Source organism: Burkholderia sp. MS389, assembly GCF_016899425.1.
Taxonomy (GTDB): domain Bacteria; phylum Pseudomonadota; class Gammaproteobacteria; order Burkholderiales; family Burkholderiaceae; genus Burkholderia; species Burkholderia sola.
In genome coordinates this window covers 47,928-72,892 of record NZ_CP045995.1, presented here as the reverse complement: position 1 = coordinate 72,892, position 24,965 = coordinate 47,928, and the positions used below count along the sequence as shown (strand labels likewise).

Annotated in this window: 22 protein-coding genes; 13 read left to right on the top strand and 9 right to left on the bottom strand. The window is 67.9% G+C overall.

All coding sequences use genetic code 11. From position 1 onward, the window contains the following. The first annotated feature begins 3 nt into the window (after window positions 1–3). The 5 genes from GJG85_RS16895 to GJG85_RS16875 all read left to right on the top strand — a co-directional run bounded on the left by GJG85_RS16895 (window position 4) and on the right by GJG85_RS16875 (window position 4,771). Complete coding sequence (locus GJG85_RS16895) at window positions 4–846, top strand: ABC transporter permease (RefSeq protein WP_050017353.1); 843 nt, start codon at window positions 4–6, stop codon at window positions 844–846. A gap of 24 nt (window positions 847–870) precedes the next feature. Continuing rightward, entirely contained in the window at window positions 871–1,686 is an 816-nt protein-coding gene (locus tag GJG85_RS16890; protein WP_050017352.1) for an ABC transporter permease, read from the top strand. Window positions 1,687–1,726: 40 nt separating this feature from the next. Beyond that, complete coding sequence (locus tag GJG85_RS16885) at window positions 1,727–2,572, top strand: ABC transporter ATP-binding protein (RefSeq protein ID WP_089489240.1); 846 nt, start codon at window positions 1,727–1,729, stop codon at window positions 2,570–2,572. A gap of 148 nt (window positions 2,573–2,720) precedes the next feature. After that, window positions 2,721–3,674, top strand: a complete 954-nt coding sequence (locus GJG85_RS16880) for a TauD/TfdA family dioxygenase (RefSeq protein WP_050017350.1) — start codon at window positions 2,721–2,723, stop codon at window positions 3,672–3,674. 149 nt (window positions 3,675–3,823) lie between these two features. Then, a complete protein-coding gene (locus GJG85_RS16875) occupies window positions 3,824–4,771 on the top strand; it encodes a TauD/TfdA family dioxygenase (RefSeq protein ID WP_124630467.1) in 948 nt (315 codons plus the stop codon). A gap of 45 nt (window positions 4,772–4,816) precedes the next feature. Here the strand turns inward: GJG85_RS16875 and GJG85_RS16870 are convergent, their stop codons facing one another. Continuing rightward, window positions 4,817–6,478, bottom strand: a complete 1,662-nt coding sequence (locus GJG85_RS16870; RefSeq protein ID WP_124630468.1) for an ABC transporter substrate-binding protein — start codon at window positions 6,476–6,478, stop codon at window positions 4,817–4,819. Window positions 6,479–6,835: 357 nt separating this feature from the next. Between GJG85_RS16870 and GJG85_RS16865 the strand changes: the two genes are divergently transcribed. Together GJG85_RS16865 and GJG85_RS16860 are read left to right on the top strand one after the other, a co-directional pair. Continuing rightward, a complete protein-coding gene (locus GJG85_RS16865; protein ID WP_050017347.1) occupies window positions 6,836–7,243 on the top strand; it encodes a DUF427 domain-containing protein in 408 nt (135 codons plus the stop codon). Between the two features lie 503 nt (window positions 7,244–7,746). Then, window positions 7,747–8,742 carry a sulfonate ABC transporter substrate-binding protein gene (locus GJG85_RS16860; protein ID WP_050011135.1) on the top strand — a complete coding sequence of 332 codons (996 nt, stop codon included), beginning with the start codon at window positions 7,747–7,749 and terminating at the stop codon, window positions 8,740–8,742. Between the two features lie 4 nt (window positions 8,743–8,746). Here the strand turns inward: GJG85_RS16860 and GJG85_RS16855 are convergent, their stop codons facing one another. Further along, window positions 8,747–9,331: a putative glycolipid-binding domain-containing protein gene (locus tag GJG85_RS16855; RefSeq protein ID WP_204384199.1), complete on the bottom strand. Its 585-nt coding sequence runs from the start codon at window positions 9,329–9,331 to the stop codon at window positions 8,747–8,749. Window positions 9,332–9,538: 207 nt separating this feature from the next. Between GJG85_RS16855 and GJG85_RS16850 the strand changes: the two genes are divergently transcribed. Next, window positions 9,539–10,447, top strand: coding sequence for a LysR family transcriptional regulator (locus tag GJG85_RS16850; RefSeq protein WP_204384196.1), 909 nt, complete (start codon window positions 9,539–9,541; stop codon window positions 10,445–10,447). Window positions 10,448–10,451: 4 nt separating this feature from the next. Here GJG85_RS16850 and potE read toward each other — a convergent pair whose 3' ends face one another. Further along, on the bottom strand, window positions 10,452–11,837 hold the full coding sequence (gene potE / locus GJG85_RS16845; protein WP_050011137.1) for a putrescine-ornithine antiporter: 1,386 nt from the start codon (window positions 11,835–11,837) through the stop codon (window positions 10,452–10,454). A gap of 94 nt (window positions 11,838–11,931) precedes the next feature. Continuing rightward, complete coding sequence (locus GJG85_RS16840) at window positions 11,932–14,196, bottom strand: Orn/Lys/Arg decarboxylase N-terminal domain-containing protein (RefSeq protein ID WP_204384463.1); 2,265 nt, start codon at window positions 14,194–14,196, stop codon at window positions 11,932–11,934. A gap of 542 nt (window positions 14,197–14,738) precedes the next feature. On the opposite strand from GJG85_RS16840, the gene GJG85_RS16835 reads away from it, so the two are divergent. Both GJG85_RS16835 and GJG85_RS16830 read left to right on the top strand, forming a co-directional pair. After that, complete coding sequence (locus GJG85_RS16835) at window positions 14,739–16,919, top strand: ornithine decarboxylase (RefSeq protein ID WP_204384193.1); 2,181 nt, start codon at window positions 14,739–14,741, stop codon at window positions 16,917–16,919. Between the two features lie 59 nt (window positions 16,920–16,978). Beyond that, window positions 16,979–17,500 carry a hypothetical protein gene (locus GJG85_RS16830; RefSeq protein WP_176015387.1) on the top strand — a complete coding sequence of 174 codons (522 nt, stop codon included), beginning with the start codon at window positions 16,979–16,981 and terminating at the stop codon, window positions 17,498–17,500. 37 nt (window positions 17,501–17,537) lie between these two features. On the opposite strand, the gene GJG85_RS16825 is transcribed toward GJG85_RS16830, so the two are convergent. From GJG85_RS16825 to GJG85_RS16815, 3 genes are all read right to left on the bottom strand, one after another. After that, a complete protein-coding gene (locus GJG85_RS16825) occupies window positions 17,538–18,695 on the bottom strand; it encodes an iron-containing alcohol dehydrogenase (protein ID WP_089489233.1) in 1,158 nt (385 codons plus the stop codon). After that, window positions 18,692–19,027: a putative quinol monooxygenase gene (locus GJG85_RS16820; RefSeq protein ID WP_089489735.1), complete on the bottom strand. Its 336-nt coding sequence runs from the start codon at window positions 19,025–19,027 to the stop codon at window positions 18,692–18,694. Before GJG85_RS16820 ends, GJG85_RS16825 begins: the two co-directional genes overlap by 4 nt. A 240-nt stretch (window positions 19,028–19,267) precedes the next feature. After that, entirely contained in the window at window positions 19,268–19,987 is a 720-nt protein-coding gene (locus GJG85_RS16815) for an SDR family oxidoreductase (RefSeq protein WP_050011142.1), read from the bottom strand. Between the two features lie 134 nt (window positions 19,988–20,121). Between GJG85_RS16815 and GJG85_RS16810 the strand changes: the two genes are divergently transcribed. The 3 genes from GJG85_RS16810 (at window position 20,122) to GJG85_RS16800 (ending at window position 23,124) form a co-directional block, all read left to right on the top strand. Further along, window positions 20,122–21,099: a LysR family transcriptional regulator gene (locus tag GJG85_RS16810; RefSeq protein WP_050011143.1), complete on the top strand. Its 978-nt coding sequence runs from the start codon at window positions 20,122–20,124 to the stop codon at window positions 21,097–21,099. 142 nt (window positions 21,100–21,241) lie between these two features. Continuing rightward, entirely contained in the window at window positions 21,242–22,630 is a 1,389-nt protein-coding gene (locus tag GJG85_RS16805; RefSeq protein WP_204384191.1) for a nucleobase:cation symporter-2 family protein, read from the top strand. 68 nt (window positions 22,631–22,698) lie between these two features. Beyond that, on the top strand, window positions 22,699–23,124 hold the full coding sequence (locus tag GJG85_RS16800; protein ID WP_050011145.1) for an NUDIX hydrolase: 426 nt from the start codon (window positions 22,699–22,701) through the stop codon (window positions 23,122–23,124). Window positions 23,125–23,185: 61 nt separating this feature from the next. Here the strand turns inward: GJG85_RS16800 and GJG85_RS16795 are convergent, their stop codons facing one another. Beyond that, entirely contained in the window at window positions 23,186–23,398 is a 213-nt protein-coding gene (locus tag GJG85_RS16795; RefSeq protein WP_050011377.1) for a hypothetical protein, read from the bottom strand. A 224-nt stretch (window positions 23,399–23,622) separates the two neighbouring features. Beyond that, window positions 23,623–24,963, bottom strand: a complete 1,341-nt coding sequence (locus GJG85_RS16790) for an APC family permease (protein WP_050011146.1) — start codon at window positions 24,961–24,963, stop codon at window positions 23,623–23,625. Between the last annotated feature and the right edge of the window lie 2 nt (window positions 24,964–24,965).

The following is a 24,965-nucleotide window of genomic DNA, read 5'->3' as shown; positions in this document are numbered from 1 at the left end:
CCGATGAGCGACACCGCGTTTTCCGTCACGACGACCGAACCGCACACGCTCGCCGTGCCGCCGCGCCGCGCGGTCGTGCTGAAACGGCTCGCGTGGCAGCTCGCCCCGTGGGTGCTGCCCGCGCTGCTGTTCGCGCTGTGGAGCGTCGGCAGCGCGCGCGGCTGGATCGCGCCGCAAATCCTGCCGCCGCCCGAACGGGTGGTCGACACGCTGGCCGAGCTCGCGTCGAGCGGCGATCTCGTGCGCCACACGCTGATCAGCCTGCAGCGCGTGCTTGTCGGCTTCGCGGCCGGCACGCTGCTCGGTGTCGCGATCGGCGTCGCGCTCGGGCTGTCGCGCACGCTGGAAGCCTACGTGCTGCCGAGCTTCAACGCGCTCGTGCAGATTCCGGTGCTCGGCTGGCTGCCGTTCCTGCTGCTGCTCGTCGGCGTCGGCGAGCCGCTGAAGTACCTGCTGATCGCGCATGCGGCGCTCGTCCCGGTCACGCTGAGTACCTTGCAGGGGTTTCGCCAGGCGCCGCCCGCCCTCGACGAAGTCGCGCGCGGGTTCGGCTACACGCGCCGGCAACGGATCGTCCACGTCGTGCTGCCAGCCGCGATCCCGACGCTCGCGACCGGCGTGCGGCTCGCGTTCACGAAGTCGTGGCTCGCGCTCGTCGTGGTCGAACTCGTCGCGTCGTCCGAAGGGCTCGGCTACCTGATCGTGTACGGGCGGCAACTGTTCCAGCTCGATCTCGTGATGGCGGCCGTCGTCGTGGTCGGCGCGGTCGGCCTGCTGATCAACCGGGCGCTCGACGCGCTCGAAGCGCGCCTGCGCCGCGGCGTGCCGTCCGCGTTTCGCGGCTGAACCGCCCTCGAAGGAGAATCGCCCGTGCCGCATGCCGCTACACCGTCGCTCACAGCGCCTACCACGACCGCCCGCCGCCTGCATGCGCCCGACTGGCGCGGCGTCGTGCTGCCGCTCGCCGCGTTTGCGTGCTGGTGGGCCCTCGCTTCCGCACACCTCGTGAAAAGCGGGCTGTTCGTCGGCCCGGCCGACGTGCTGCACACCGCGTGGGCGCAGGCCACGAGCGGCGCGCTCGGCCGCGCGCTGTCGGCGTCGCTCGCGCGCGAAGCGTGCGGGTTCGCGATCGGCGCGACGGGCGGGCTGTTGCTCGGCGCCGTGCTCGGGCTGTCGCGCGTCGCCGCGCGGATGGTCGGCCCGAGCTTCGACACGTTCAAGCAGATCTCGCTGTTCGCGTGGATTCCGCTGATTTCCGTGTGGTTCGGCCTCGGCGACGTCGCGAAGGTCGTGTTCCTGTCGCTCGCCGCGCTGCTGCCCGTCGCCGCCCATACCTGCGACGGCATTCACGCTGTGCCGCGCACGTATGTCGACGTCGCCCGCGCGCTGCGCTACTCGCGGCTTCAGCTGATCGGCTACGTGATACTGCCGGCCGCGTTGCCGTCGATCTTCACCGGCCTGTATCTCGGCCTGATCTATTCGTGGCTCGCGACGCTCGGCGCCGAATACCTGCTCGTCGCCGGCAGCGGGATCGGCAACACGCTGATCGACGGCAGCGAGCAGTTCCGGATGGATCTCGTGCTGTTCGGAATCATCGTCGTCGGCGTGACCGGCTGGGCACTGAACGCGACCGCGCGGGCGATCGAACGCAAGGTGCTGGCCCGGCGCGGCGACCTCGCGCGCTGAGCGCCCTTTCCTTCCGTTTCGCATCCTTTTCCGTACCGCCATGACGACTCTCGCCTCCGATTCGCTCGACATCCTCCATGTCAGCAAGCACTACGCGCAACGCGGCGCGGCGCTCGCCGTGCTCGACGACGTATCGCTGCACGTGCGCGCCGGCGAATTCGTCACGATCGTCGGCGCCAGCGGCTGCGGCAAGTCGACGCTGCTGCGGCTCGTCGCCGGGCTCGACACCGATTACACCGGCGAAATCCGCGCCGGCGGCGAACGCGTGCGCGACACGTCGCTGCAGCGCGGTATCGTGTTCCAGGATCACCGGCTGTTCCCGTGGCTGACCGTCGAACAGAACATCGGCGCCGCGCTGCGCAACGCGCCGCTGGACGCCGCCGCGAAACGGCGCGCGATCGCGGAGCACATCGCGCTCGTCGGGCTGAACGGCTTCGAGCACGCGTTTCCGAACCAGTTGTCGGGCGGGATGGCGCAGCGCGTCGCGATCGCGCGCGGTCTCGTGAACCGCCCGCGCGTGCTGCTGCTCGACGAACCGTTCGGCGCGCTCGACGCGCAGACCCGCGCGAAGATGCAGAACGAACTGCTGCGTATCTGGGAACAGGAGCGCATCACGATGCTCCTCGTCACGCACGACGTCGACGAAGCCGTCTATCTCGGCGACCGCGTCGTCACGATGGCGCCGCGTCCGGGCCGCATCGCGCGCATCGTCGACGTCGCGCTGCCGCGGCCGCGCCGGCGCGATTCGCCGGCATTCGCGCGCTTGCGCGACACGGTGCTCGCCGATTTCGACGACAGCGAACCGCCGAATGACGACGGTTCGGGCGGCAAGCGCATCGACACGGCGCGCCCGCACCGGATCGGCGAATGGCGGCTCGCGTGGTGATCGCATGACGCGCCGATTCGCTCAGCACTACCACACATATCGATCATCGCAGCGCGTACGCTAAGGTTGTGACGATTCATCGGTTCCGGTTCCGCGCCGCGCCTGCTTGAATGGAGACTCGACCGACCCGACTCCCAGGAGACTCCCGATGTCCGATGTCCAGCACGCCGCCCACTCGTCTTCGCCTGCTTCGCACGCCGCGCCGCGCACGGCCGCCGTCCCGCTTCAGCTTCGCCAGGTCGCCGGCCGGATCGGCGCCGAGATTGCCGGCGTGCGGCTGTCGGCCACGCTCGACGACGCGACGTTCGACGCGATCAACGCCGCGCTGCTACGCCACAAGGTGCTGTTCTTCCGCGGCCAGCACCATCTCGACGACACCGCGCAGGAAGCGTTCGCCCGCCGCTTCGGCGACACGGTCGCGCACCCGACCGTGCCGTCCGTCGACGGCAGCGCGGCGCTGCTCGAACTCGATTCCGCGCACGGCGCACGCGCCAATTCGTGGCACACCGACGTGACCTTCGTCGATGCGTACCCGAAGATCTCGATTCTGCGCGCGGTCGTGATCCCGCCGTTCGGCGGCGACACCGTATGGGCCAACACGGCCGCCGCGTATGCGCATCTGCCCGATTCGCTGCGCGCGCTCGCCGACACGCTGTGGGCGCTGCATACGAACGCGTACGACTATGCGTCGACGCACGTGCACGCCGACGATACGCAACTGAAGCGCTACCGCGAAGTGTTCACGTCGACCGTCTACGAAACCGAGCATCCGGTCGTGCGCGTGCATCCGGAAACCGGCGAGCGCACGCTCGTGCTCGGGCATTTCGTGCAGCGGCTCAAGGGGCTGTCTGCGCAGGATTCCGCGCATCTGCTGCAGGTGTTCCACGAGCACGTGACGCGCCTCGAGAACACCGTGCGCTGGAACTGGCAGGAAGGCGACGTCGCGATCTGGGACAACCGCGCGACCCAGCACTACGCGATCAACGACTACGGCGATGCGCGCCGCGTCGTGCGCCGCGCGACCGTTCACGGCGACGTGCCGGTCGGCATCGACGGCCGCCAGAGCGTCCTGCTCAAGGGGCCGGGCGCCACGCTGCAATAACGTCGGCGTCCCGCGACGGCGCCGTCTCCCGCGCGCCGTCGCGCTCCTTGCTGGAGGACAACCGCCATGAAGCTCGCACCACCGGACCGACACTTGCACGCGCAACGATGTCGTTCCTCCGTCCCGTTCACTTCCGCCCGGAGCGTCGCATGAGCGCCCTACTCGAACCCGCCGCCCAACCGGTCGACGTGATTCCGCTGTCCGCCCATATCGGCGCGGAAATCCGCGGCGTCGACCTCACGCAACCGTTGACCACGCCGCAGATCGCGGCGATCCGCGCCGCGCTGCTGAAATGGCGCGTGATCTTCTTCCGCGAACAATTCCTCACGCACGAGCAGCATGTCGCGTTCTCCGCGCAGTTCGGCGAGCCGACCGTCGGCCACCCGGTGTTCGGGCACGTCGACGGCCATCCGGCCGTCTATTCGATCGCGAAGCATCGCAAGGCGACGCGCTTCGAAGGCGAGCCGGTGCGCCGGCCCTGGACCGGCTGGCATACCGACGTGACCGCCGCCGTGAATCCGCCGTGGGCGTCGATCCTGCGCGGCGTGACGATCCCGCCGTACGGCGGCGACACGCACTGGACCAACCTCGTGCGCGCGTACGAAACGCTGTCCGCGCCGCTGCGCGGCTTCGTCGACACGCTGCGCGGCATCCATCGCTTTACGCCGCCGCCCGGCGCGCGCGCGACCGGCGCCTTCGACGACGCGGTCGAGCACCGCCCGCTCGTGACCGAACATCCGCTCGTGCGCGTGCATCCGGAGACCGGCGAACGCGCGCTGTACGTGAGCCCGAGCTTCCTGAAATCGATCGTCGGGCTGACGCCGCGCGAGAGCCAGGCGCTGCTCGAACTGCTGTGGGAGCACGTGACGCGGCCGGAATTCACGATCCGCTTCAAGTGGGAGCCGCGCAGCATCGCGTTCTGGGACAACCGTGCGACCGCGCATCTCGCACCCGTCGACATCTTCGATCTCGACTTCGACCGCCAGCTGTATCGCACGACGCTCATCGGCGACGTGCCGGTCGGCCCCGACGGCAGGCCATCGGTCGCGCTCGAAGGCGCGCCGGTCGAAACCGCGGCCGCCGTCGCACTCAACTGATGCGGCAAACTCCGGTGCGCCCGCGGCGCGCCGGCCCCGCTTCGATCAATCGAGCCATACGCCGTCGAACCGGTGCCCGCCGAGCGGCGAGAACGTCAGCCCGTGTACGCGTTTCGAGATCGGCAGCGACACGATCGACGTCGCGATCGGCGTGAATGGCACCTGGTCCTTGAACACCACCTGCGCCTGCTCGTACAGCGCCGTGCGCTTCGCGACGTCCCCGTTCGAACGCGCGGCGGTCACGAGTTGCTCGAAGTCCTTGTTGCACCACTTCGCGAGATTGCTGCCGTGCACCGCGTCGCAGCCGAGCAGCGTGCCGAGCCAGTTGTCGGGGTCGCCGTTGTCGCCCGACCAGCCGTACAGGATCGCGTCGTGCTGGCCGTCGTGCTTCGCACGGCGGTTGTATTCGCCCCATTCGTAACTGACGATCTTCGCGCGCACGCCGATCTTCGCCCAGTCCTGCTGGATCAGTTGCGCCATCAGCTGCGCGTTCGGGTTGTACGGGCGCTGCACGGGCATCGCCCATAACGTCAGGTCGAAGCCGTTCGGGAAGCCGGCCTGCGCGAGCAGCGCCTTCGCGGCGGCCGGATCGCGCGGCGCATCCTTCAGACGCGGGTTGTACGACCATTGCGCGGGCGGCATCGGGTTCGTCGCGATCGTCGCGTCGCCGTTGAACACGGTCTTGACGATCGCCGTCTTGTCGATCGCGATGTCGAGCGCGCGCCGCACGTCGACGCGATCGAGCGGCGGATGCTGCGTGTTGTACGCGACGAAGCCGACGTTGAAGCCCGTCCCCGAAAACAGCGTCAGTTTCGGATCGCGCCGCACGGTCTCGAGGTCGGCCGGCCGCGGAAACGCCGACACCTGGCACTCGCCGGCCACGAGCTTCTGCAATCGCGCGGCCGGATCGGGCGTGATCGCGAACACGAGGCGCGCGAGCTTCACGTCGTCCGGCTTCCAGTAGTCGGGATTCGCGTCGTAGCGGATCAACGCGTCCTTCTGGTACGTACGCAGCACGAACGGCCCCGTGCCGACCGGGAACTGGTTGATGTCCGACTCGCGATGGCGCGCGGCGAGCTGTCCCGCATAGTCGGCCGACAGCACCGACGCGAACGCCATCGCGAGATTGCGCACGAACACGACGTCGGGCGACTTCAGCACGAAGCGCACCGTGTAGTCGTCGACCTTCTCGATACGCTCGACGTTGTGGTCGAAGCCGAGATCGCTGAAATACGGGAAGCTGACCGGATAAGCCCTGCGGAACGGGTCGTCCGGATCGAGCATCCGGCGGAACGTGAACACGACGTCGTCGGCCTGGAACGGCCGCGTCGGCGTGAACCACGCGGTCGTCTGGAATTTCACGCCGCGCCGCAGATGGAACGTGATCGTGCGCTGGTCGGGCGACACGTCCCAGCTCGTCGCGAGCGCCGGTTCGAGATCGAGCGTGCCGCGCTTGAACTGCACGAGCCCGTTGTAGACCGGGTACGTGCTCGCATCGAAATCGGTGCTCGTCGTGTGCTGGCCGGGATCGAAGCCGGCGGGGCTGCCTTCGGTGCAGTACACGAGTGTCTTGCCTGCCGGCGCGGCGAGTGCGTGCGTCGCGGCGCCGGCCAGCAGCAGCGACGCGGCGATGCAGCGGAGCGCGACAGCGGCAGGCGATACGCCGCGCGAACGGCGCGCGGCTGACGAAACGAAAGGATTCTTCATGGTGGCAAAGGGAAGAAAGAGGTGTCATGCGAATGACGACCGTCGATCTTCGCGCGCCGCCCGCCGATCGCTTACCAATTAATTCCGCGTTGCTTATCGTCGCGGATGCATCCCGCTGCCGCTGCGTCGGAATGGCCATGCGAGCGCCGTGGACATGCCGAATACCGTTGCGGCCGGCCGCCCCGGGCGTGCGCATCGAAACCATTCGCGCCGCCGGTCTTCCGGCCCTCTGCAGGTTCTCCGGAATGGGTGCATCGTATCGGTTGGCCGACGCCGGCATCGGCGCGCGGGAATCCGCCCGGCGTGCACATGTCGGCACGGCGCGTCCGTGCGCGCCGCTCTTCCTGGAGGACCCAGATGTCGATCAACCCCGATACGCCCTCTCGTCCCGTGAAGTCGCCGGGCCCCGATCACCCGATCCTGATCGAACCGCATTCGTCGCGCGTGATCGTGAAGGTCGCCGGCAAGGTCGTCGCCGATACGCGCCATGCGCTGGTGCTGCGCGAGGCCAGCTATCCGGCGGTGCTGTACATTCCGCGCGAGGATGCCGACATGTCGCTGCTCGAACGCACCGACCACGCGACTTACTGCCCGTACAAGGGCGATTGCGCGTACTACTCGATTCCGGCCGGCGGCGAACGCTCGACCAACGCGGTGTGGACGTACGAGCATCCGAATCCGGCCGTCGAATCGATTCGCGGGCACCTCGCGTTCTATCCGGACCGCGTCGATTCGATCGAGGAAAGCCTGCTCGTCACCGCGTGAGCGCGGCGGCGCCCCGCCGCGTCACCGTTCACGCATCGTCCGGCCGCTGATTTGCATATGCGGATTCATTGGTTGGCCGCCGTCCCGCCGGGCCGTATCGTCTCGACTCCGGCGCGGGCCGGCCCGTTGCGCGCGTCGCCCGCATCCGGCCCGGTCCCGCGCCGGCCGCGCCGCCTTCGCGCGCGCCCCGTGAACCCGCCAGCAGGACGCCTTAGGGCGTGTTCACGCTAATAACGGGTTTGCGAACGTGCCTTTCCGCCCGCAGTGCAAGGAGTAAGGAGCGCCGTTTGGCCGTGCCAAACAAGCGACGCACGACGCCGCAATGTGGGCGGAAAGGCACGTTCCCCTGTTTGGAAAAATTCATTCGCGGGGCTGGCCCCCAGAAGGGCCGATCGCCGCGTCATGCTCCTCGCGAATACGTCGAGTATTCGCTTCGTCGCAATCCTCGCGCTCGGCCCTTCTGGGGGCCAGCGCAAACCCGTTATTAGCGTGAACACGCCCTAATGAACGACACACCGCACGCAGACCTTGAAACGACCCCGGCGAACCCGCGCCGCCGCCAGTGGCTGCATGGCGCGGCCGCCGGACTGGCCGGGCTTGCGCTCGGCCCGCTCGCGGCCGTGCCCGCCCGCGCGGCCGCCGACAGCGGCACGCGGCTGCGCGTCGGCTTCCAGAAATACGGCAACTTCGTCGTGCTCAAGGCGCGCGGCACGCTCGAGAAGCGTCTCGCGAGCCAGGGCGTCACCGTGCAATGGCTCGAATTCCCGGCCGGCCCGCAACTGCTCGAAGGGCTGAACGCCGGCGCGATCGACGTCGGCACGGTCGGCGAAACCCCGCCGATCTTCGCGCAGGCCGGCGGCGTCGAGTTCGTCTACATCGGCAACGAGCCGCCCGCGCCGCAGGGCGAGGCGATCGTCGTGCTGCCCGATTCGCCGATCCGCACCGTCGCGCAACTGCGCGGCAAGAAGGTCGCGTTCAACAAGGGTTCGAACGTCCACTACCTGTTGGTGAAGGCGCTCGAACATGCGGGCCTCACCTATGCCGACATCCAGCCGATCTACCTGACGCCCGCCGACGCGCGCGCCGCGTTCGTGCAGCGCAGCGTCGATGCATGGGTGATCTGGGATCCGTACCTGGCCGCCGCCGAACGACAGCTCGGCGCGCGCGTGGTCGCGAACGGCGAAGGGCTCGTGCGCAACACGCAGTACTACCTCGCGGCGCGCAAGTACGCGGCCGCGCATCCGCAGGTGCTGCGCGCGCTGCTCGACGAAGTCGACGCGGTCGATCGCTGGGCGCGCGATCACGTGCCGGAGGTCGCCGCGCAACTGTCGCCGCTCGTCGGCCTCGACGCGCCGACGCTCGAAGTCGCGCTCAAGCGTGCCGGCTACGGCGTGCAGCCGATCACCGACGCGACGGTCGCGTACCAGCAGAGCATTGCCGACGCGTTCAGCACGCTGAAGCTGATTCCGGGCAAGCTGTCGGTCGCCAGCGCGCGGTGACGCGTCACGACGCCCGTGCCGCGCCGATGCGCCGCCATTCGTCGTAGTCGGTGACGAGGCCCGCATCGTCGATGCCGATATCGGCCGCGTACGTGCCGCTCTCGTAGCGGTACACGTACGGCGCCGTGCGCGTATAGCGCTGTTCGCCGCGCACGATGGCGAGATCCGGGAAACGCAGCCACGCGGTGCGAATCTCCGCCGACTCGCCGACGGCGAGCGCCAGCCGGCGAATCGGCAGCGTATTGGTCGACGGACTGAAGCCGAGATCGATATCGGTCGCGCCCGCGAGCGCCGGCGCAGCGATAGCGTCGATCGTCCACTGCCCCGCGTCGCACGCGATGTCCCATTGCCGGGGCGGCGCGGTGCCGGTCCAATGCGTCACGCGCGCCGAGCGCGTGAGCCAGTCGGCGCCGCATGCGACCGCGTAGTCGATACGAAACGGCGTGCCGTCGATCGCGCCCGCCACCGCACCCGCCAGCGCGTTGCCCGTTGGCGACTCGTCGAGCCGGCACCATTCTGCCGCCTGCCACGTCTGCACGATCTGCCATGCGACGCAATGCGTCCGTCGCGCTTCGTTCCGTTGCGTCATGTCGCGTCCCCTGTCGGCCGTGTGAAAGCACGCCGATTTTCGCGCACGGCGCGGACGAACGCACGCGGCTTCGGCGGCACCGTAAGCACACCGGCCGATGGTCAGTATCGGCCCGACGCGCACCATTGCGTCGACGCCGCTTTGGTACCATCCATCGATCGGTAAAAATCGAACCGGAAGACATCGGAAAACACGAGGCGCGACTTAATGGATCTGTTGGCGACGATGCGCATCTACGTGAGAGTCGTGGAGCGCGGCACGATGTCCGGCGCGGCGCGGGATCTCGACATGGGCCAACCGGCCGTCAGCGAACGCATCGAGAAACTCGAAAAGCATCTCGGCACGCGGCTGCTGATGCGCAGTGCGCGCACGCTCGCGTGCACGGAAGAAGGCCGCCTCTTCTACGAACGCAGCAAGGCGCTGCTCGAAGCGGCCGAGCTGGCCGTGGCGTCGGTGTCGAGGACGGAGAACGCGCTCGACGGCACGATCCGGCTCGCGGCGCCGCAGTGTTTCGGCGAGGTCGTGCTGCCGGCCGTGCTGATGCAGATCCGCACCGCGTATCCGAAGCTGCACATCGACCTGGTGCTGAACGACGAGATCGTCGATCCCGTCACCGAGGGGGTCGACATTTCGATCCGGGCCGGCCAGCTCCGCGACGGCGGCTTCGTCGCCTACGCGCTCGGCGCGGTCGGCCGCGTGCTCGTCGCCGCGCCGTCGTATCTCGAGCGGCACGGCCCGCTCGACACGAAGGCCGATCTCGCGAACCATCCGTTCATCCGGGTGAAAGGCGTGTTCGCGAACGAGCAGGTGCCGCTGCGGCGCGACGGCGGTGCGGTCGAATACGCGCGCATCCGCACGGTCATGACCGCGAGCCACTGGCGCCCGATGTTCGACACGATCGCGGCGGGCGGCGGTATCGGCGTGGTCCAGCACCCGGCTTGCGCCGACGCGCTCGCGCGCGGCCGGCTCGTTCGCCTCTTGCCGCACTACGACGTGCCCGACTTCGCGCTCAATGTGCTAGTGCACGCGCAGCGGCCGCTGCCGCCGCGCGTGCGGGCCGTCGTCGATCTGTTGAAACGCACCCTGCCGCCGCTGCTGACGACGCCCGACCGCTAGGGCTTCACGCCTGCAGCGACTTCCCCGGCTCCTTCACGTGCGCGTCGACTTCCATCTGGTAGAAGCGCGCGCTGACGAAGCCGAACAGCGTCCAGCCGAGGAACACGCACAGGCCGCCGAGCATCAGCGCCTGCTCGCCCGAACTGTAGAGCGCGTAGAAGCTGTACGCGGTTGCGACCATCGCGACCGCGTTCGTCACCAGCGCCTTGCCCGGCGGCACCTTCGCGACCTTCTGGATCGTGATCAGCGCGGCCATCGACATCACGTAGGGCACGAGGTTCGTGACGACCGCGAGATCGACGATCTTCTGGAACTGGCTGCTCAGCTCCGGGCTGATCGTCATCAGCGCCAGCGCGACCTGCGCGACCAGCAGGATCACCATGCCGACGATCGGCGTGCCCGTGCGCGTCGCGCGGGCGAACACCGGCAGGAAATAGCCGACGTCCGCCGAGCTCTTGAACACCTGCGCGACCGTGAACTGCCAGCCGAGCAGCGAGCCGATGCACGCGATCACCATCAGCGCGGTGACGATCGTGCCGACGGTCGGCGTGAACATCGTCGCGAACGCGAGGCCGAACGGCGCGTTCGACGCCGCGAGGATCGCGTTGGGCACGATCCCGGCGATCACGTTGGTCGACACGATATAGAAGATCGCCGACGCGATCGTGCCGCCGAGCACGGCGATCGGCACGTTGCGCTCCGGATTCTCGACGGCGTCCGCGTTCGCGCACGCCGATTCGAGCCCGAGGAACGCCCACAGCGTCACCGCGATCGAGCCGCCGACGGCCGGCCCGAACGGCAGGTTGTGCGGATTCCACGCGGCGCCCCAGGTCGCGCCGCTGAACCAGAACCAGCCGATCAGCGATACGACGACGACCGGAATGATCACGCCCCACACCGTCACCGCGCCGATCCGGCCAGTGATGCGCGAGCCGCCGAAGTTCGCGACCGTCGTCAGCACGAGCAGGAAGATCGTCCACAGGCCCGTCTGCAGCGGCGACAGCGTCGCGTCGAACAGCACGGTGCCGTAGCCGACCGCCGTGACGCCGATCGCGACGTTGGCGATCACGAGCGACAGCCCGTACGTGTAGTTCGCCATGTAGTTGCCGGCCTTGCCGAACGCGTATTCCGCGTAGCCGCCCATCCCGCCCGGCTTGCGGCTCAGCATCCCGCAGCGCGCGAACGCGTAGGCCAGCGCGAGCGAGCCGCCGGCCGTGACGATCCACGACAGCAGCGAGATCGTGCCGACCTGCGCGAGCTTCGCCGGCAGCAGGATGATGCCGGAGCCCATCATGTTGACCGCGGTGAGGATGGTGAGCTGCCAGACGTTCATCCGGTTCTTCGGCGCGGCCGCCGGGGCCGCGTCGGCCAGGTGCGCTGCGTTGTCCATGGTGTTCGATCCTTCGATGTGAGGCCGCCGCGCGGCCGGTCGCCCGTTCGCCCGGTCAGGCTTCGGGGCTTCGGGGCTTCGGGGCTTCGGGGCTTCAGGCCGTCAGGCAGTACACGCGATACGTGCCGTCCTCGACTTCCACGCCGTGCGTGTCGTGCGCGAAGCCGGGAAAACGCCGGTCGTATGCTTCGAGCGCCTTCAGGTAGCCGAGCACCGGGCCGCCGGCCGGCCCCGCGTTCTCGCCCGGCATCAACAGCGGAATGCCCGGCGGATACGGCACGACGCCGGTCGCCACCGTGCGCCCGGCCAGTTCGTCGAGCGTGACCTGCTCGACGCGGCCCTGCACGAGATGCTCGTACGCGCGCACCGGGCTCATCTCCGGCTTCGGCAGGATCGAGAACGCCTCCGACATCAGGCGCGTCGTGCCGAGCTGCTCCATCGCCGCGAACATCGTGTCGGCCAGATCCTTCAGCCCCATGCCCGCATAGCGCGAACCATGCTCCTGCGCGAGCGACGGAATCGCCATGTCGAGGGGCAGGTTCGCGTCGTAGTCGCGCTTGAAATCGCACAGCGCGCTGACGAGCGAGCCCCACTTGCCCTTCGTGATGCCGATCGAGAACAGGAACAGGATCGTGAAATCGGTCGTCTTCTCGACGACGATCCCGCGCGCATCGAGATACGCGGTGACGACGCTCGCCGGGATGCCGACCGGCATCAGGCCGCCGGCCGGCGCCACGCCCGGCGTGACGATCGACACCTTGATCGGGTCGAGCATGCAGTAGCCGTCCTCGATATTGCCGAAGCCGTGCCATTGCGCGCCGGGGCGCAGCACCCAGCACGCCGGGTCGGTCGCGAGCAGCTCGGGCGGCGCTTCGTGGAACGGCAGCGTGCGGCCCGTGCGCGCCTCGAGCACGGTGTCGGGCTGCCAGCATTCGAAGAACCAGTCGCCCTTCGCGCCGAATTCGCCGTTCATCCGCGCGATCATCTGCCGGAACGCGACGGCCTCCTCGATCGATTCGCGCGTCAGCGCGGCGCCGCCGGGGCCGTCCATCATCGCGGCCGCGACGTCGTTCGACGCGATGATCGCGTAGTTCGGCGACGTCGACGCGTGCATCATGAACGTTTCGTTGAACTGACCATGCGGAATCGGGCTGCGGCCGTCGCGCACGTGGATGTACGACGCCTGCGACAACGCGGTCAGCAGCTTGTGCGTCGACTGCGTCGCGAATACCGTCGGCCGGTCCTTGTGGTGGTCGCGCGGGTCGCCGTGCATCGCATGGCGGTCGCGGTAGATCGGATTGAAACGCGCGTAGCCATACCACGCTTCGTCGAAGTGCAGCCGGTCGACGCTCGCGCCGAGCAGTTCCTCGACGCGCGTCACGTTGTAGCAGAGGCCGTCGTACGTCGAGTTCGTGACGATCGCATGCTTCGGCTGGCGGTCGGCGAGCCCCGCCGCGAGCGGGTTCGACGCGATCGCCTCGCGGATCGCCGCTTGCGTGAGGCGCTCCGATGCGATCGGCCCGATGATCCCGTAGCGGTTGCGCGTCGGCACGAGGTAGGTCGGAATCGCGCCCGACATCGTCATCGCATGCTCGGCCGACTTGTGGCAGTTGCGGTCGCACAGCGCGATCTGGTCGCGGTTCACGCTCGCCATCAGGATGATGCGGTTCGACGTCGACGAGCCGTTCGTCACGTGATACGTGCGATGCGCGCCGAACACGCGCGCCGCATAGCGTTCGCTTTCGCCGATCGGGCCCGAGTGATCGAGCAGCGAACCGAGTTCGCCCACCGAGATCGACAGGTCCGAGCGGAACAGCGATTCGCCGAAGTATTCGAAGAACGCGCGGCCGACCGGCGATTTCAGGAAGCCGGTGCCGCCCGTGTGGCCCGGCGTATGCCACGAGTATTCGTAGACGCGCGAGAACTTCGCGAGCGCGCCGAACATCGGCGGCAGCACGGTCGAGCGATAGCGTTCGATCGCCGCGTGGATGCGCCCGCCGATGAAGTCGGCCGTATCCTCGAGCAGCCACACGAAATCGTCGACCTTGCCCATCACCGCGGCCGGCACCGTCGACGCGACGCTGCGGTCGGCCAGCAGGAAGATCGGCACGTTGGCATTGCGATGCCGGATCGCATCGACCACGGCCTCGGACGGCCCGTGGCCGTCCACGCCGAGATCCCAGTCGAGCAGCACGCACTGGATCGACGGATCGGAGCGGATCAGCACGATGGCATCGTCGGAGGACGTCGCCGTCAACACGTCGATACCGCGTTGCGCGAGCTCCGCGCTCAGCGTGCGCACCGCACGCCCGGTTGCCGTTTCCTGCGCGATCTCGTCGTCGACGAGTAACGCACGCATGCCGAGACGACGCATGCCGCCAGTGGAAGTGTTCACGTTGTTGCCCTCGCTGTTGCGTTGCTTCGATTGGTATCGTTCGTCTCACGAGCACGCGGACGGCAGGTCACGGGCAGCGGCATGAGACGCTCGCCATTCCGGCTTGATTCGCCATCCAGTTCGGAGCCGACTATGCCATGAACGCCTTACGATGAAAAGCCGACGGTTCGGCGAAATCATCGGCGCCTTTCCAATCTGATTTCATCATTGGATCATTTTTATATGCGCCGCAGCACGCCAATTCCCGATCAATTGATCAGGCTCAGCCGTCAATGAAATTGACGATTCCGATCGATTGAATTCACGTGCCTTTGTTGTTACGATCGGCGGCGCCGGACACTGTCCGATCACGGCCGTGCCGCGCTGCTCAATGCTTCTCGGTGCAGTCCGCATTCGGCGTTCGGCATTCGCGGGAACGTTTCAATCGGCTGCAGCGCGTGTCGTATCGACATCACGCACCAGCGCGAATGCGGCTCCCGTTTCAGGTCATTTACCGGAGAGTTCGCGTGAGCCTGTTGAAAATCGCAGTCGAGCCGGCGCTGATCGGCGCCTTTCTCACCACGCACGAACAGGTCGACGTATTCCAGACCGATTTCACGAACATCGCGGCCGTCGTCGTCGGCATCGAGGCCGCGGAAAAGGTGCTGAAAACCGTCGAGCGAACCGGTTTCGCGATTCCGTTCTTCGTCGCGGTCGAGCCCGACCAGGAAGTGCCGCCGTCGGTCCTGCCGAACGCGAGCGGCGTGATCCCGCTCCGGCACGGCGGCCGCCACTACCACGGCCGGCAGATTTCCGCCGCCGCCGACATCTACAGCGAGAACCTGCTGCCGCCGTTCTTCAAGGTCATGCGCGACTACGTGCAGCGCGGCTACGTCGAATTCGACTGCCCGGGCCACCAGGGCGGCCAGTTCTTCTCGAACCATCCGCTCGGCCGGATGTTCTTCGATTTCTTCGGCGAGACGCTGTTTCGCTCGGATCTCTGCAACGCGGACGTCCGGCTCGGCGATCTGCTGATTCACGAAGGGCCCGCGCTGGAAGCCCAGCGCAACGCCGCGCGCATCTACAACGCGGATAAAACTTATTTTGTGCTGAACGGCACGTCGACGTCGAACAAGGTCGTCACGAGCGCGCTGCTCGCGCCCGGCGATCTCGTGCTGTTCGACCGCAACAACCACAAGTCGGTGCACCTCGGCGCGCTCGTCCTGTCCGGCGCGCGGCCGGTCTACCTCGAGACCGCGCGCAACGCGTGGGGCCTCATCGGCGGCGTCGACAGCGCGGCGCTCGGCGAAGCGCGCATTCGCGACGCGATCCGCGACGTCGCGCCCGAGCGCGCCGACCTGCCGCGCCCGTTCCGGCTCGCGGTGATCCAGCTCGGCACCTACGACGGCACGATCTACAACGCGCGCGAAATCGTCGACCGGATCGGGCATCTGTGCGACTACATCCTGTTCGATTCGGCATGGGTCGGCTACGAGCAGTTCATTCCGATGATGCAGGACTGCTCGCCGCTGATGCTGACGCTCGGGCCCGACGATCCCGGCATCTTCGTCACGCAGTCGGTGCACAAGCAGCAGGCCGGCTTCTCGCAGACCTCGCAGATCCACAAGAAGGACAGCCACATCGAAGGGCAGAAGCGCTTCTGCGATCACCGGCGCTTCAACAACGCATACATGATCCACGCGTCGACGAGCCCGTTCTATCCGATGTTCGCGGCGCTCGACGTCAACGCGCAGATGCATGCGGGCCCGGCCGGCCGGCGCCTGTGGCGCGACTGCGTCGCACACGGCGTCGATGCGCGCAAGCTGCTGCTGAAAACCTGCCGCCAGATTCGCCCGTTCGTTCCGCAGCAGATCGACGGCCGCCCGTGGGCCGACTACCCGACCGAGCAGATCGTCGACGACCTGCGCTTCTTCCGCTTCCATCCGGCCGACAGGTGGCACGGCTTCGAAGGCTATGCGGACGACCAGTATTTCGTCGATCCGTGCAAGCTGCTGCTGACGACGCCCGGCATCGATCGCGACACGCACGAATACGCGCCGTTCGGCGCGCCGGCGCCGATCCTCGCGCGCTACCTGCGCGAGCACGGCGTCGTGCCCGAAAAAGCCGACTTGTATACGATCCTGTTCCTGCTCACGCCGTCGGAGAGTGCCGGCAAGCTGCAGCATCTGGTCGCGCACCTCGCGCAGTTCGAGCGCCATCTCGACCAGGACACGCCGCTGCGCGAAGCGATTCCGTCGCTGTGCGAAGCGTATCCGGAGCTGTACGGCACGATGCGCCTGCGGCAGCTGTGCCAGCGCATGCACGATTTCTACCGCAGCCACGACATGAAGCATCTGCAGAAACAGATGTTCCGGCGCGCGCAGTTCCCGAAGCAGGCGATGCTGCCGCAGGCCGCGAATACCGAGCTGATCCGCAACAACGTCGAACTCGTCACGCTCGAGCGCATCGAAGGCCGGATCGCGACCGAAGGCGCGCTGCCCTATCCGCCCGGCATCTTCTGCGTGGTGCCCGGCGAAGCATGGGGCGGCCCGGCGCTCGACTACTTCCGCGCGCTCGAAGCCGGGATCAATGCGTTGCCGGGCTTCGAGCCGGAAATCCAGGGCGTGTACCTGCAGACGAAGTTGGACGGCACGAAACAGGCGTCGGCGTACGTGGTCGCGGCCGGCGCCGACGCGTCGCGGGCCTGATCGCGATCGGTGCCCGGCCCGCGCGGCGCTTGCGCGCCGCGTGTATCATCGCCGCCATCATGCCCATCCGACCGCTTCGTTCTATCCTGATCGCCCCGGCGCTCGCCGTCTCCATCGCCGCGCATGCGCAGCAGGTCGGCGTGGTGGCCGACGGCGTCTACTACACGCCGAATACGCATCTCGCGGCAGGTACGTCGCTGCAAGTGCTGCCCGACGACGACAAGGGCGTCGCGCGCTGCTGCGCGACGGTCACCGGCCGCGCCGGCAAGCCCGGCAACCAGATTCTCGACAGCCTGCACGACGACCGCACGATCGCCGCGTACGCCCTGTCGCTGCCGAAGTCGGTGCCGGCGGACACGCGCGGCTTCGGCGTCGTCGGCGCCGCGCATTTCGTGCGTCAGGGCGCACACCCGGAAGCCGTGCTCGACGGCGGCTTGCAACTCGCGTTCTCGACCTGCACGTCGGTGGAGGGCACGCATTACCTCGGGCGCAAGGTCGGCGCCAACACGTTGCTCGTGCACCTGTATCAGTACTTCGACGGCGAATTCGAGCCGACCTGCAAGGATCGCGACCTGAAATAACGGAACCCGGCCGGCGGACGGCATCGCGCCCGCCGCGTCACCACGCCTGCCGGTAGATCGCCAGCGCGTCGGCCTCGGTCACCTCGCGCGGATTGTTCACGAGCAGACGCGTCTGCAACATCGCGTCCGACGCCATCCTCGGCAAGTCGTCCTCGCCGATACCGACGTCGCGCAGCGTGCGCGGAATGCCCGTCGCGACGATCAGCCGGTCGATCTCGGCGATCAGCGCATGCGTTTTCGCTTCGTCGCTGCCCGTGGCCGACGGCGCGACGATGGCCGCCAGTTCCGCGTAAAGCGGCGCGGCCGCCGGCGCATTGAAGCGCAGCACGTGCGGCAGCACCAACGCATTCGACAACCCGTGCGGCACGTGGAAGATCCCGCCGACCGGATAAGCCAGCGCGTGCACGGCCGCGACCGGCGCATTCGCGAACGCCTGCCCCGCGAACATCGCGCCGACCAGCATCGCTTCGCGCGCGTGCCGGTTCTGCCCGTCGTCGCATGCGGCCAGCAGGTTGCGCGACAGCAGCGTCAGCGCGTGCGTCGCCAGCATGTCGGATACCGGATTCTTCAGCCGCGCGGACGTGTACGCCTCGATCGCATGCACCATCGCGTCGATGCCGGTGGCGGCCGTCGCCGCACGCGGCAGGCCGAGCGTGAGTTCCGCGTCGAGGATCGCGACGTCCGCGAACAGGTGCGGCGACACGACGCCCATCTTGCGCGCCTCCCCGACCGTGACGATCGACACGGCCGTGACCTCGGAGCCGGTGCCGGCCGTGGTCGGCATCTGCACGAGCGGCAGCCTCGCGCTCGCGACCTTGTCGACGCCGTACATGTCGGCCAGCGCCTGCTGGCCCGGCGCGAGCACCGCGATCAGCTTCGCGACGTCCATCGACGAGCCGCCGCCGAGACCGAGCACGATCTCGGCATCGGCCGCGACGGCTCGCGCGGTTGCTTCGAGCACCACGTGCTCGGGCGGATCGGCGATCACGTCGTCGATCACGGCGACCTGCCAGCCGTGCGCGGCGAGGCTCTCCAGCGCGGGCGCGAGCACGCCGCTGCGGTGCAGGAACGCATCGGTGACGACGCACAGGCGCGCGAGCGCCGGAAAGCGTTCGCGCAACAGCGCGCCGAGCCGGCGCGCGGCGCCGAATTCGACGATCTGCGTCGGAACGGTGCGGAATTGAAACGGGTTCATTGGGCGCCTCCCGGGGGCGTCGCCGTGCCGGTGTCCGGCTGCACCATGTAGCGGATCACGTCGCGACGCTCGAGCAACGGCATGATCGCGCCGACACCGATCCGCTGGAAATGCGGCGTTTCCCGATGCACGTCGAGGCCGTCGGCCTCGCTGTAACGCTCGAGGATCACGATGTGGTCGGGGTTCTCCGGGGACCGGAAGTACGCGTAGTCGAGGTTTTTCGGCTCGGTGCGCGTGGCCGGCGCGAGTTCGGCCAGCAGCTCGACCACGCGGTCGCCGTTGCCGGGTTTCGCGAAGAAATGCGCGATGACCTGCAGATAGGGTTCGTTCATGCTGCGCTCCATGTTGGACACAAGCCCGTCGCGACGGGAGCGCCCCCCATCCGCCACGAACCGGATGAATTCAAACGCGATGAGGCGGCACCGTATCGCTGACGCGTCGTCGCATTGTATTGAATCGGCACGGCCTGCGCTGTGCCGCGACCGGGCCGCCAACGGCAGGCCGAATCGCGCCGCACGTTCACGGCGAGCCGGAACCGGGCCGGCCGCCGCGCGCTTGCGCCGCCGCCCCGGCTACCACGGCACCGTCCGCCCCAGATAGTCGAGATACTCGAGCCCGGGCCGCGCCCGCTTCGCCAGCAGCACGTCGACGAGGCTCGGCACGCTCTCGTCGATGGTCAGGCGCGCGTCGGGCCCGCCGAGTTCGGTACGGACCCAGCCGGGCGCCATCAGCGCCAGCGCGCGGCGCGTATCGGCCTGACGCGCCGCGAAGCTGCGCATGAACTGGTTCAGCGCGGCCTTGCTGCCGCGATACACCTCGCGCATCCCGCTGACGTTGTTCGCGACGCTGCCCTGCCCCGACGACATCGCGCCGATCAGCCCGTCGTCGGTCACGAGATCCTGCAGCGTCTCGATCGCGCGCATCGGCGCCAGTGCATTCGTGATCATCACGCGCACGAATTCGTCGGTCGTCACTTCGCCGATCGTTTCGTTCGGATCGTTGGTCGTGCCCGCATTCACGAACAGCATGTCGAAGCGCCGGCCCGACAGACGCTCGCGCAGCGCGGCCAGTTGCGCGGGCTCGCAGATGTCGAGCGTGCCGATCTCGAGCCGGCCGTCGAACCGGTCGGCCAGGTCGTGCAGCTTGGTGCGCCCCGATCCTTCGCGCACGGTGCCCGTCACGTTCCAGCCCTTGTTCAGGAATGCCTCCGCCATTGCCAGTCCGAGGCCGCGCGACGCCGCGACGAGGAGGATCGCGGAGGTATTTCGTCGATTCGATTCAGTCGATTGCATGGTTTTTCGCCTTTGCCGTGTTTCGTCATGCGCCCACTATAGGCGCGCACCACACCAGGCGCCAGACGCACCGGATGCAACCCATCATTGCATCGAACGCCATGTCAAACCTCCCAGTGGCGTATCCTGTCCGCATGGAAGACATCGACCTGAACCTCGTCACCGCGCTCGACGTGCTGCTGTCGGAGAGCAGCGTGACCGGCGCCGCACGCCGGCTGGGCCTGAGCACGTCCGCGATGAGCCGCACGCTCACGCGGCTGCGCCTCGCCACCGGCGATCAATTGCTCGTGCGCGCCGGGCGCAAGCTCGTGCCGACGCCTCATGCCGCCGCGCTGCGCGACCGTGTCCATGCGGTCGCGCGCGACGCGCGCGCCGTGCTCCGGCCGGCGACGGCCGACGTCGATCTTGCAACGCTCACGGCTACGTTCACCGTTCGCGCGGCCGCATCGTTCATGGAAATGCTGGCCGGCCCGGTCGTCGCCGCACTGGCCGACGTCGCACCGCACGTACGGATCCGCTTCGTCCCGAAGCGCGACCGCGATCCGCAGGCGCTGCGCGACGGCACCGTCGACCTCGAGATCGGCAAGCGCGGCGACGACGCGCCCGAGCTGCATACGCGCATGCTCTTTCACGACTGGCACGTCGCGGTGGCGCGCGCCGGGCATCCGCTGTTCGCGTCAGCCCGGATCACGGCCGCGCGCTATGCCGCCTGCCGCCACGTGATGGCGGCCCAACTCGGCGATTTCGGCGGGCCGGCCGACGACTCGACCAGCCATGCCGGCCCGGACCCTGCGGTGCACGTCGTCGTGCCGGGCTACCCCGACGCGATGCGTGTCGCGGCCAGCACCGACCTGATCGCGCTGGTGCCGCGCTCGAGCCTCGGCAACGCGTGCTCGCCCGGGCTCATCGAAGCGCTCGGGTTGCGCAGCTTCGAGGTCCCGGTCCGCCTGCCGGCGATCCTCGTGTCGGCGCTGTGGCATCCGCGCATGCACGGCGACCCCGTCCATCGCCGTCTGCGCGACACGGTCATCGCCGTGTGCCAGCGCGCGTATCCGGATTCCCGTCCGCCACGCACGACGGCGCGCGGCAAGGGAGCCCGCGCGGCCGGCTGACGTCGGTTTGCGGGCGTGCTTGCCGGCCAGCCGCGCGGCCGGCAACGCACCGCCGACGCCCCACTACCGCGGCCCGGCCGGGCGGCGCCGCCAGCCCCTTCGGCTAAAATGCCGCACTTTCCACCTTGCCCGCCCGCTCGCCATGCAACCCGCCTCCTCCGCCCCATCCGCCTCCCACGGCGCCGACGCCGCAGACGCGGCCCGCGACCTCGTCTACGGCCCGAACGACCGGCCGGCGCCGATGGTCGCGTTCGTCGCCGCGCTGCAGCACCTGCTGGCGATCATCGTGCCGATCGTCACGCCCGGCCTGCTGATCTGCCAGGCGCTCGGCGTGTCCAGCCGCGATACGACCCTGATCGTGTCGATGTCGCTGGTGATTTCCGGCATCGCGACCTTCGTCCAGTGCAAGCGCTTCGGCCCGCTCGGCGCCGGCCTGCTGATCGTCCAGGGCACCAGCTTCAACTTCGTCGGCCCGCTGATCGCCGGCGGCAGCCTGATGGTCAAGCAGGGCACGCCGGTCGAGACCGTGATGGCCGCGATCTTCGGCGTCGTGATCGCCGGGTCGTTCATCGAGATGGGCGTGTCGCGCATCCTGCCGTTCGTGAAGCGCCTGATCACGCCGCTCGTCACCGGTATCGTCGTGCTGCTGATCGGCCTCACGCTGATCAAGGTCGGCCTGATCAGCATGGGCGGCGGCTACGGCGCGATGGCCAAGGGCACCTTTGCGAGCGCCGAGAACCTGACGCTGTCGGGCCTCGTGCTCGGCACGATCATCCTGCTGAACCGCGTGCCGGTCGTCTGGGTGCGCAGCACCGCGCTCGTCATCGCGCTCGCGATCGGCTACCTCGCGGCCGCGTTCCTCGGCCGCCTCGACTTCACCGGCATGCACCAGGCGGCGCTGTTCCAGGTGCCGACGCCGCTGCATTTCGGCATCGGCTTCTCGTGGGCGCTGTTCGTGCCGATGCTGATCATCTACCTCGTCACGTCGCTCGAAGCGATCGGCGACGTGACGGCCACCAGCAAGATCTCGAACGAGCCGGTCGAAGGGCCGGTGTGGATGCAGCGGATCAAGGGCGGCGTGCTCGTCAACGGTGCGAACTCGCTGCTGGCCGGCGTGTTCAACACGTTCCCGAGCTCGGTATTCGCGCAGAACAACGGCGTGATCCAGATCACCGGCGTCGCGAGCCGTCACGTCGGCATCTGGATCGCGGCGATGCTCGTCGTGCTCGGCCTGTTCCCGGTCGTCGCCGGCGTGCTGCAGGCCGTGCCCGAGCCCGTGCTCGGCGGTGCGGCGATGGTGATGTTCGGCGCCGTGGCCGCGTCGGGCATCAACATCCTCGCGGGCGTGCACCTCGATCGCCGCGCGCTGCTGATCATCGCGGTGTCGCTCGCGCTCGGCCTCGGCGTGTCGCAGGTGCCGGACATTCTGAACAACCTGCCGCATGCGCTGAAGAACGTGCTGGAATCGGGCGTGGCGACGGGCGGCATCTGCGCGCTCGTGATGAACTGGTTCCTGCCGGAAAGGAAGTAACGGCAATCAATCGTCAAACCCGGTCAGGGCGCCTTGGCCGATCGATTTCGGCTGGTTAGAATCACCGCATGCCCCAAACCCTCGCGCCCGACCAAACCCCCGAAACGACTGCCGTTCCGATCAAGGAACGCGCGACCGTCGTCTGCTATCGCGATGCGCGCGTGTTGCTCGTCACGCGCGCGGCGTCGCGCTGGGCCCTTCCCGGCGGCACGATCAAGCGCGGGGAAACCCCGCTCGAAGCCGCGCATCGCGAATTGGGCGAGGAAACCGGCATGACCGGCCAGGATCTGGTGTACTCGATGCAGTTCACCGGACTCGCGAAGATCCATCACGTGTTCTTCGCGGAAGTCGGGCCGGACCAGACGCCGCAAGCGAGCAACGAGATCGAGAAATGCAAGTGGTTTCCGATCGACAGCGTCGACCGTCTGCGCGCGAGTATTCCGACGAAGCGAATCGTCGAACTCGTCTACAACCACGAAATCCGCAACGCGTAGCGCCCGCCCGGCGCCGTCGGCCGGCTCGAGTCGCGTGTCGCGATCAGCGGGGCGCGAACGCTCAGTGCGAGCGCTTTCTTCGCAGTTCGTGCGTGGAATAGACGACGAGGAAGATGCCCAGCATCGCGACGCCGGACGCCATGAAGTCGTTTGCGCTGCCCGAGCTGCGCAGCGCCGCCGGGAAAATACCCAAGCTCAATCCCGCACCAGCAAGAAGCAATCCTGCTGCCACGCCCCAGATCGGTCCGGCGGTCTTGTCGATTATGTTTTTCATACAGCACCCGTCTACGGTCGTTACCTGAACGGTATCGGCAATCAGCGCCGCGTCTACCTTCAGCGATTCCACTATAACCGGAAGAAATTCCGCAAGCTTCTGGTGCTTTTCCCGATCAAGTTTCGGCGGCCGCGGCCGCCACGTGCGGCCGGGTCGCGCAACCTGCCGCAGGTTATTGGGTGCGCCCGTCCAGCTTCCGGATCACGTCGTCACTGATCGGTCGTTCAAATCGCCACTTCCGGCGGCGCCTGGCGAAACAGCCGCGTCATCCAGCACAGATACACGAGCCCGAGCACGAACCATGCGACGCCGAGCACGAGCGCCGTCTTCTCGAGGCTCACGAGCAGCCAGATATCGGACACCGCGCCGATCAACGGAAACACGAGGCCGCCGAATACCCCGATCCTGCGCTCACCGTGATGGTCCGACAGATACAGCCGGATCACGCAAAGATTGACGGCAGTAAAGGCGAGGAACGCGCCGAAGTTGATGAACGACGTCGACGTGGCGACATCCAGCTTCAGCGCGATCAATCCGACGACGCCGGCGAGGGCGATATTGATCGCGGGCGTCCTGAAGCGCGGATGAATGAACCCGAAGATGCGCTTCGGCAGGATTTCGTCGCGGCCCATCGCATACAGCAGCCGCCCGACGCTCGCTTGCGCGGAGATGCCCGATGCGAACTGCGCGAGGATCAGGCCCGCGAGGAACACGGTGACGAACAGGTCGCCGCCGATCATCTTCGCGACTTCGAACGCGGCCGAATCCGTATCCTTGAATTCGACGCCGGGATGCGCGAGCTGCATCGTATACGCCGCGATCACGAAAATCGCGCCGCCGATCAGCGCAATCAGCAGGATCGCACGCGGCATGTTCTTTTTCGGATCGATCGTTTCCTCGGTCAACGTCGAGACGGCGTCGAAGCCGAGATACGAATACGCGGCGATCGCGGCGCCTGCCATCGTCGCGCCGAACGGCACGTGCGGCCTGAAGAACGGCTCCGCCATCGCGATGCCGCCCGGGCCCGCCGCAGCCGACGCATAGTGCCAGCACAGCACGACGAACATCGCGACGATCGCCAGTTGCACGACCATCAGCACGATATTGAAGCGCGCGGCCAGTTCGATGCCGACGATGTTCAATCCGCTCGTCAGCACGATGAACGCGACGATCCAGATCCAGGTCGGCACGTGCGGAAATGCCGCGTTCAGGTACGCCGCACCGATCAGCCAGATCACCATAGGCAGGAAGAAATAATCGAGCAGCGTCGCCCAGCCGATCATGAAGCCCAGGTGCGGGTTGAACGTCCTGCGCGTGTACGTGTAGGCCGAGCCGGCGGCCGGATAGAGCCGCGCGAGCTTGCCGTAGCTGAGCGCGGTGAATGCGATGGCGATCAGCGCGAGCAGATAGGCGAGCGCGGCCGTATCGTCGCTGGCCTTGGCGAGCACGCCGTAGGTACCGTAGACGATCAGCGGCGCCATATAGGCGAGACCGAACAGCAGCACGGACGGCAGGCCGAGCGTGCGCTTCAGGCGGACGGGTTCACTGGATGACGACGCTTGCATGT